This is a genomic window from Spirulina subsalsa CS-330, assembly GCF_028330765.1.
GTDB classification, from domain to species: domain Bacteria; phylum Cyanobacteriota; class Cyanobacteriia; order Cyanobacteriales; family Spirulinaceae; genus Spirulina; species Spirulina subsalsa_A.
Map to the genome: position 1 here is coordinate 1 of NZ_JAQMTY010000033.1, position 6,963 is coordinate 6,963.

The 6,963-nt window shown below is 51.4% G+C and carries 5 protein-coding genes and 1 pseudogene; 3 read left to right on the forward strand and 3 right to left on the reverse strand.

The window, feature by feature from the left end:
• Positions 1–509: 509 nt before the first annotated feature.
• Both PN477_RS02560 and PN477_RS02565 read left to right on the forward strand, forming a co-directional pair.
• Positions 510–746 carry a hypothetical protein gene (locus PN477_RS02560; RefSeq protein WP_272117371.1) on the forward strand — a complete coding sequence of 79 codons (237 nt, stop codon included), beginning with the start codon at positions 510–512 and terminating at the stop codon, positions 744–746.
• On the forward strand, positions 746–1,084 hold the full coding sequence (locus PN477_RS02565) for a type II toxin-antitoxin system PemK/MazF family toxin (RefSeq protein WP_272117372.1): 339 nt from the start codon (positions 746–748) through the stop codon (positions 1,082–1,084). Before PN477_RS02560 ends, PN477_RS02565 begins: the two co-directional genes overlap by 1 nt.
• Before the next feature lie 401 nt (positions 1,085–1,485).
• Here PN477_RS02565 and PN477_RS20810 read toward each other — a convergent pair.
• The 3 genes and pseudogenes from PN477_RS20810 to metH all read right to left on the reverse strand — a co-directional run.
• Positions 1,486–1,596: pseudogene (locus PN477_RS20810) on the reverse strand (DUF5615 family PIN-like protein); the annotation flags it as partial.
• Positions 1,593–1,823, reverse strand: a complete 231-nt coding sequence (locus PN477_RS02570; protein ID WP_272117374.1) for a DUF433 domain-containing protein — start codon at positions 1,821–1,823, stop codon at positions 1,593–1,595. The gene PN477_RS02570 and the pseudogene PN477_RS20810, both read right to left, overlap by 4 nt.
• Before the next feature lie 99 nt (positions 1,824–1,922).
• Complete coding sequence (metH, locus tag PN477_RS02575) at positions 1,923–5,456, reverse strand: methionine synthase (RefSeq protein ID WP_272117376.1); 3,534 nt, start codon at positions 5,454–5,456, stop codon at positions 1,923–1,925.
• Between the two features lie 438 nt (positions 5,457–5,894).
• Here metH and PN477_RS02580 point away from each other — a divergent pair, with 438 nt between their 5' ends.
• A complete protein-coding gene (locus PN477_RS02580) occupies positions 5,895–6,812 on the forward strand; it encodes a hypothetical protein (RefSeq protein ID WP_272117377.1) in 918 nt (305 codons plus the stop codon).
• Positions 6,813–6,963 lie beyond the last annotated feature (151 nt).

Sequence of the window (6,963 nt, forward strand, 5' to 3'; positions counted from 1 at the left end):
AGGATAAATCAATGGCGTTAGTCGTTGAGCCTAGCAACCCTCTGCAACTCTCGTTGTTTGAGTGGATAAATGGTCAGGTAACTGGCTGTTCAGAATCTCCCACTATAGCCCGTAGGGTTTAGTGGGGGAGTATGTCAAAGCTACATCCCTCAACTGATGGAACAGATTGATTTGTCCTTAGACTGACCGGTATCCCAGACTTCGGGGTCGCTCCAGATGCTGCACGATGGTTGATGCGATCGCGCTATTTCCGTGCAATGGGCATTAAAATAGTGCGATCGCAGTCACGTTTAAGGCGGCTCCGAACCCTGCCTAGATATAGCAGTAGACGAGTTTGTTAGGACATTTAAGTAGCGCACCCTGAGGGCCGTCGAAGGGTAAGCGGCCGGGTTTCGACGACCCTCAGCCCTCAAACTTACCGTGTTAAACAGCCTCTTCTGATACTCATTGGTGCAGCTTTGGTATAACCAAGGTATAACCGAAGAATAGAACGTTACGCTAAGGTCGCGATGAAAACTGCGATTTCACTTCCCGATACCGTCTTTGAACAGGCGGAGACACTGGCTCAACAGTTAGGGCTGTCGCGCAGCGAGCTCTACACAAAAGCGCTACAGGCTTACCTGAAAAAGTACAACCGTGAGCAAATCTTGCTCAAATTGAATCAAGTTTACGCGACAGAGTCCTCTGAACTTGATCCAGTGATGGCAAAAATGCAGTTGATGTCTTTGCCTCATGAGGATTGGTAATGTACCGGGGAGAAATTTGGTGGGCAAACCTACCCGATCCGGTAGGCTCAGAACCTGGATATCGTCGTCCCGTTTTGATCATTCAGGATGATACCTTTACCCAGAGCCAGATTAGCACTGTTATCGTCGTTATTATCACTTCAACTCTTCGTTTAGCGGAAGCACCAGGCAATGTATTATTGCCGCGTGGTGTATCGGGTTTGGCGAAAGATTCTGTTGTCAATGTCTCTCAAATTTTCACGATTGATAAAACGTTTTTGGCTGAGCGGATTGGTTCGCTACCAGACTATTTACAGGAGGAGATAGATGAGGGTTTACGAACAGTCTTGTATCTCTAGCAAAGTCAGCGAACAAGTCGATGGAGTGGCGAATATTCGTTCTTTGCTGCGTTGCAGTATGGTTCATCACCACTCATCTTAGATTGGTTAGGCGCTGAATTGGCGGCGGGGTGGTAGGTGACGATCGCAGTGGTGGCTTTCGTCCCTGGTGAGGTTGATGCGATCGCGCTATTTCCGTGCAATGGGCATTGAAATAGTGCGATCGTAGTTGTGTTTGGGCAATCCAATCACTAAGCTAATCGGCATCTAAATTGCATCCTAGTTTTTCTAAGCCCCTCTGTACAAGGGTTTCAGCGCAACTGGCACAATGTAGTTTGAATGCCGATCAGCTTACCAGATCAAATCATGTAATATCAAACAGCACAGGATAGTGCAAGGTCAGCTAAGGTAACTTAGTGAAGTTCCGTCTTCTCTGCCAATCCATGAAATTGTACATGGCTGGCATCTGGGAAAATATCAGCCAAGCGAGTGACAAGTTTTTGGCTCAAGTTTTGATCAAACAGTAGTTTCAAGCGGCACTCACAGAAGCAACTAAACGATGTTCACGATCAGCCGCAAATTCTAAGCAAGCTCTGATATCTGTTTCTGTCAGTTCTGGGAAGTCATCAACAATTTCAGGAATAGACATCCCAGCGGCTAGCCAGCCCAGAACGTCGTAAACCGTAATTCGCATGCGACGAATACAGGGTTTCCCTCCACGTTTATCGGGTTCAATCGTAACGATATCGCGATAGCTCATAACATAGACAGTCCGCTTGCGTATACCTAAGTCTAGAGCAGGCTAAACCTCGCTGCAACGGACGGCATTGGTCGTTTCTGCGTCCGGTGAGCTTCACCGTTAGGCGCTGAAATAGTTCGCGGCGGGGTGATAGGTGACGATCGCAGTGGTGGATTGTTCGGGGTAGAGTTGTTCGCTTTCGTCCATGGTGAGGTTGATGCGATCGCACCCCAGCAGCGCCAACTGCGTCACCTGATCCTGCATATTCGGGCAAGCCGGATAGCCGAAACTATAGCGCGACCCTTGATACCGTTGCTTCAACATATCCCGAATATTGTCCGGCTCCTGATCCCCATAACCCAGTTCGCGGCGAATCCGGGCGTGAGTCCATTCCGCCAACGCCTCCGCCATTTGCACCGCCATTCCGTGGAAATAAAGGTATTGCGTATAGTCATCCGCCGCAAACAATTTTTGGGACTGTTCCGTGGCAATTGCCCCCATCGTCACTGCTTGCATCGGGAACACATCGATCGCCCCCGACTCCACCGACGCGAAGAAATCCGCAATACAGAGCCGCCGCCCCGATCGCTGCCGGGGAAACTCAAACCGCGCCACCTCGCGCCGGGCCTCCGGCTGTTCCGGGTCGTAGATGATCAGCGTATTCCCCTCCGATTGACAGGGAAAATAGCCATAAATTACCGCCGGATCAAGGAGTTTTTCCACCACGACGCGCCGCTGCCATTGGGATAACAACGGCTCCACTTTTTCAGCGAGAAACGCATCGTATTCCTGCCGCGATTGGCCTTGGGGTTTGCGGAATTGCCACTGTCCGGCGAAGAGGGCTTGTAAGTCCAAATACCAAAACAGGGCTTCTAAGGAAATGTCTTGGGAGGTGAGGATTTTCGTGCCCCAAAATGGCGGCGTGGGGCGAGGAATGTTGGGATCGACGGCTTCAGAGCGGCGGGTATCGATTACTTTGGGTTCGTCGGGTTGAGAGGTGGATTGCTCCTCTTGGGGAGGTGCGATCGCGCTCCCATTCGTTTCACCCTCGGCAAATTCCCCTTGGAACCCCGTTAAATCGTCCCACGCCTCAGCCGCTTTCGCCGGCATCAGTTTATCCATAAAATGCAGGTCAGAAAACGCATCGCGCCCGTAAATCACCTGACCGTTATAGGTGGATTGACAATCACCATGGACAAATTTTGGCGTGAGTGCCGCACCACCTAAAATCACCGGCACGGTAATGCCCCGCTCATTAAATACCTGCAAATTTTCCTTCATAAAGGCGGTGGATTTTACCAGTAACCCACTCATGGCGATACAGTCGGCCCCATGTTCTTCGTAGGCCTTGATAATCGCATCGACGGGTTGTTTAATCCCTAGATTAATCACCTTATAGCCATTGTTAGACAGAATGATATCCACCAGGTTTTTACCAATGTCGTGAACATCTCCTTTCACGGTGGCAATAATAAATGTGCCTTTGCGATTATCTTCCCCTTCTTTTTTCTCCATGAAGGGTTCTAAATAGGCAACGGCGGCCTTCATCGTTTGGGCGGATTGCAACACAAAGGGGAGTTGCATTTGACCCGATCCGAACAGTTCCCCCACCACCTTCATACCATCGAGGAGGAACACATTAATAATATGCAGAGGCTCAAACTCTTGGCGGGCTTCTTCTAAGGCTTCTTCGAGGCCAAGGCGTTCACCGTCGATGATGTGCTGTTTGAGGCGTTCATCAATGGGGAGATTCTTATCAACGGCTTCGCTTTTTTTCGCTTTTTTCCCGGCGAAGAGATCGGTGATTTTGCCGAGGGGATCATAGGTGCAGATGTCGCCATCAAATTCCCGCAGATCGTAGATTAAATCGCGGCAGATTTTTTGATGGTCGGGGTCAATTTTCGCCATCGGTAAAATCTTGCTGGCACTAACGATCGCGCTATCCAACCCCACCGCCATCGCCTCATGTAAAAACACCGAATTCAACACCTGCCGCGCTGCTGCATTTAACCCAAAGGAAATGTTAGACACCCCTAAGAGAATGTGACAATCGGGGAGTTCTTCCCGAATGCGCTGGATCGATTCAATCGTCGCTTTGCCGTTTTCGCGATCTTCTTCGATGCCGGTGGAAATGGGCAGGGCGAGGGGGTCAAAAAAGATTTCATGGGCGGGGATGCCGTGGGCGATCGCAGCGTCGTAGGCTCGTTTAGCGATCGCAAATTTCCGTTCCGCCGTTCGCGCCATCCCCTCCTCATCGATCGTGCCGACAACAATCCCCGCCCCGTACCGCTTCGCCAGATCGAGCACTTGATAGAAACGCGGCTCGCCGTCTTCGTAGTTCGTCGAGTTGAGGATACATTTCCCCCCCGCCACCTTTAGCCCCGCCTCCATTTTTTCCCATTCCGTCGAATCGAGCATCAACGGCAGCGTCACATTATTCACCAACCGCGACGCGAGTTCGTGCATATCTTTCACCCCGTCGCGCCCCACATAGTCCACATTGACATCGAGAATATGCGCCCCTTCCTTGACCTGAGCCTTGGCGAGGGAAATCAAGCCGTCCCAATCTTCATCGTTCAACAGGGTGCGGCATTTTTTCGAGCCGCTGGCGTTGAGCCGTTCCCCGACGATTAAAAAGGAATTGTCTTGGGTGTAGGGTTGGGTGCTGTAGATCGAGGCGGCGGCGGGTTCGTAGTGGGGCTGGCGGCGTTTGGGGGTGAGGGTTTGGCTCATCTCCGCTAGGGCCTGGATATGGTCGGGGCGCGTGCCACAACAGCCGCCGATGATCTGTACGCCCAAGTCTTCGATGAAATGCATCAACGACATCCGCAATTCCATCGGCGTGAGCTTGTAATGGGCTTGGCCGCCGACGTTTTCCGGCAGTCCAGCGTTGGGCACACAGGAGACGATGAAGGGGGAATGCTCCGCGAGATATTTAATATGCTCTTTCATCAAGTCGGGGCCGGTGGCGCAGTTCAGCCCCAGGATGTCGATGGGATAGGGTTCAAGAATCGCCAAGGCGGCGGCCATTTCTGTCCCGACGAGCATCGTGCCCATCTGCTCCATGGTGACGGACACCATCAAGGGGAGGCGATCGCCCTTCTCTTCAAACACCTGCTCAATCCCGTTTAACGCCGCTTTAATTTGCAGCACATCCTGACAGGTTTCCACCAAGAGCAAATCCACACCGCCATCATAAAGAGCCGTGGCCTGTTCAATATAGGCCGCCTGCAAACTGTCGAAATCAATATGGCCGAGGGTGGGAAGTTTCGTGCCGGGGCCAATGGAACCGGCCACAAAGCGGGGTTTTTCGGGGGTGGAAAATTCAACGGCGATCGCCTTCGCCAATTCCGCCGCCGTTTTGTTGAGTTCATAGGCGCGATCGGCCAGGTCATATTCCGCCAAGACAATCGACGTACCGCCAAAGGTATCGGTTTCGATCACATCCGCCCCAGCCGTGAGAAACCCCCGATGCACCGTCCCCACCGCCTCCGGTTTCGTCACCACGAGATATTCATTACAGCCCTCATATTCGGGCCCGCCAAAATCCGCAGCGGTGAGGTTTTGTACCTGTAAATTGGTTCCCATCGCCCCATCAAAAACAAGCACGGGGCGTTCTGGGCTGTGGAGACGGTTTAAAAATGCGCTGTTCATGGCTGCGGCAGAGGAGGAGGGCTGATTAATGTAATTTAATAGTTTAAATCGGTGGCTTTGTATTATGCAAAGTTTCTGCGCCTATTTACGGACAGGACTTACGCAGGGATACACACAAACAAGGGGCTTAAGCCCCTTGCCTCAACGAAAAACTGAGAGATTAGCCAGAAATTTGCGTAAGTCCTGACGGATTGTGATGCGTGGATCATGTCGTTGTCGGGCGTTTCTTTGGGTTGGTTTTGTGAGGTGGAGCAAGGGGCTGGAGCCGCCTTGTCTGGGTTATGGGGGCAAGGGGTTAAATCGGTCTTGCTTAGAGAGCTGTGCCCTGTGATCTGTTGGCGTTGAACGGCGTAAAGTCCTGTCAACTTTCCCCCGATTTTGTAATCAAAATCACAAAACTTGAGACAATGAAGAGATTCCATAGCCTCCTTTGCGTCTATGTCCCGCACGTATCCCGATATTTATGTACCGGACGCGATCGCCGAATCCCTCGCCCAACTGCCCCCCATCCCCACACCACCACAGCGCCCCTATTTCCAACCCCCCCCTCAAGTCATTCCCTTCCGTGCGTTATTGCCCCTTGCGCCCCTCTTGATTCTCCTCCTGATCAGCCTTGCCAGCCAAAGCTCGGCGTTCTTTTTACTGGCTTTTTTGCTTTTTCTGTTGGGCAATGTGGTGTTAATTGGCGGCGCGTTGATCACCTACCCCCAGCGGCGCAAACGGTTTTTAAAACGAGTGCAGCAGTATCAGAAAAAATATCAACATTACACCCAGCAAGTGGAACAACTCCACCGCATCGAAAAAGTCTCAGACTATCAACGCCATTTACAGCAAATCCAAAACACCCTTAGCACCACAGTCCCCCCACTCCCGATCTCAACAAATGTTCAAAAAGGAGTCTCTGAGGCTCATTTTCTCGCTCATCTTAATCACTATTTTCCAGGGCGAATTCATACCGATCTGGGCTTAAAAATTCCCCGGTATCAATATCCCTACACTCCTGATTTTTGCTATATCCAAGGGGATCTACATATTGATATTGAAATTGACGAACCCTATATCTACAAAACCCAAAAGCCCTATCACTGTTACCCCGACCCACGGGAAACGAAACGCCATACTTTTTTTTTAGTCCGACATTGGCTGATTATTCGGTTTGCAGAGGAGCAGGTTTGTCGTCATCCCAAGTCCTGCTGTAAAGCGATCGCGCAACTCGTCGGCCAAATCACCCGCACCCCCTTAGACGAATCCTGGAGCACCATTTCAGACCTCAAACCCGTGCCCCGTTGGGATGAAGCGATCGCTCAATCTATGGTACAACGTCGCTATCGGGATAGCTATTTGCGAGTGTTTTAAGCCCTTAGCGAGGAGTGCATCCCAGTTATGCAATCCCTCACCCAACCCTCTCCCTCAGGAGAGGGCTTTTGGCTCCTTTCTCCTGCGGGAGAAGGGCTGGGGATGAGGGTGCTCCCTGGCGAGCCATGGGAATCTGCAAAAGTGGGATGCA

Bases quoted from the DNA above. Each gene is read 5' to 3' on its own strand.
- PN477_RS02560 (WP_272117371.1), top strand. From the start codon at position 510: ATGAAAACTGCGATTTCACTTCCCGATACCGTCTTTGAACAGGCGGAG.
- metH (WP_272117376.1), bottom strand. From the start codon at position 5,456: ATGAACAGCGCATTTTTAAACCGTCTCCACAGCCCAGAACGCCCCGTG.
- PN477_RS02565 (WP_272117372.1), top strand. From the start codon at position 746: ATGTACCGGGGAGAAATTTGGTGGGCAAACCTACCCGATCCGGTAGGC.
- PN477_RS02570 (WP_272117374.1), bottom strand. From the start codon at position 1,823: ATGAGCTATCGCGATATCGTTACGATTGAACCCGATAAACGTGGAGGG.
- PN477_RS02580 (WP_272117377.1), top strand. From the start codon at position 5,895: ATGTCCCGCACGTATCCCGATATTTATGTACCGGACGCGATCGCCGAA.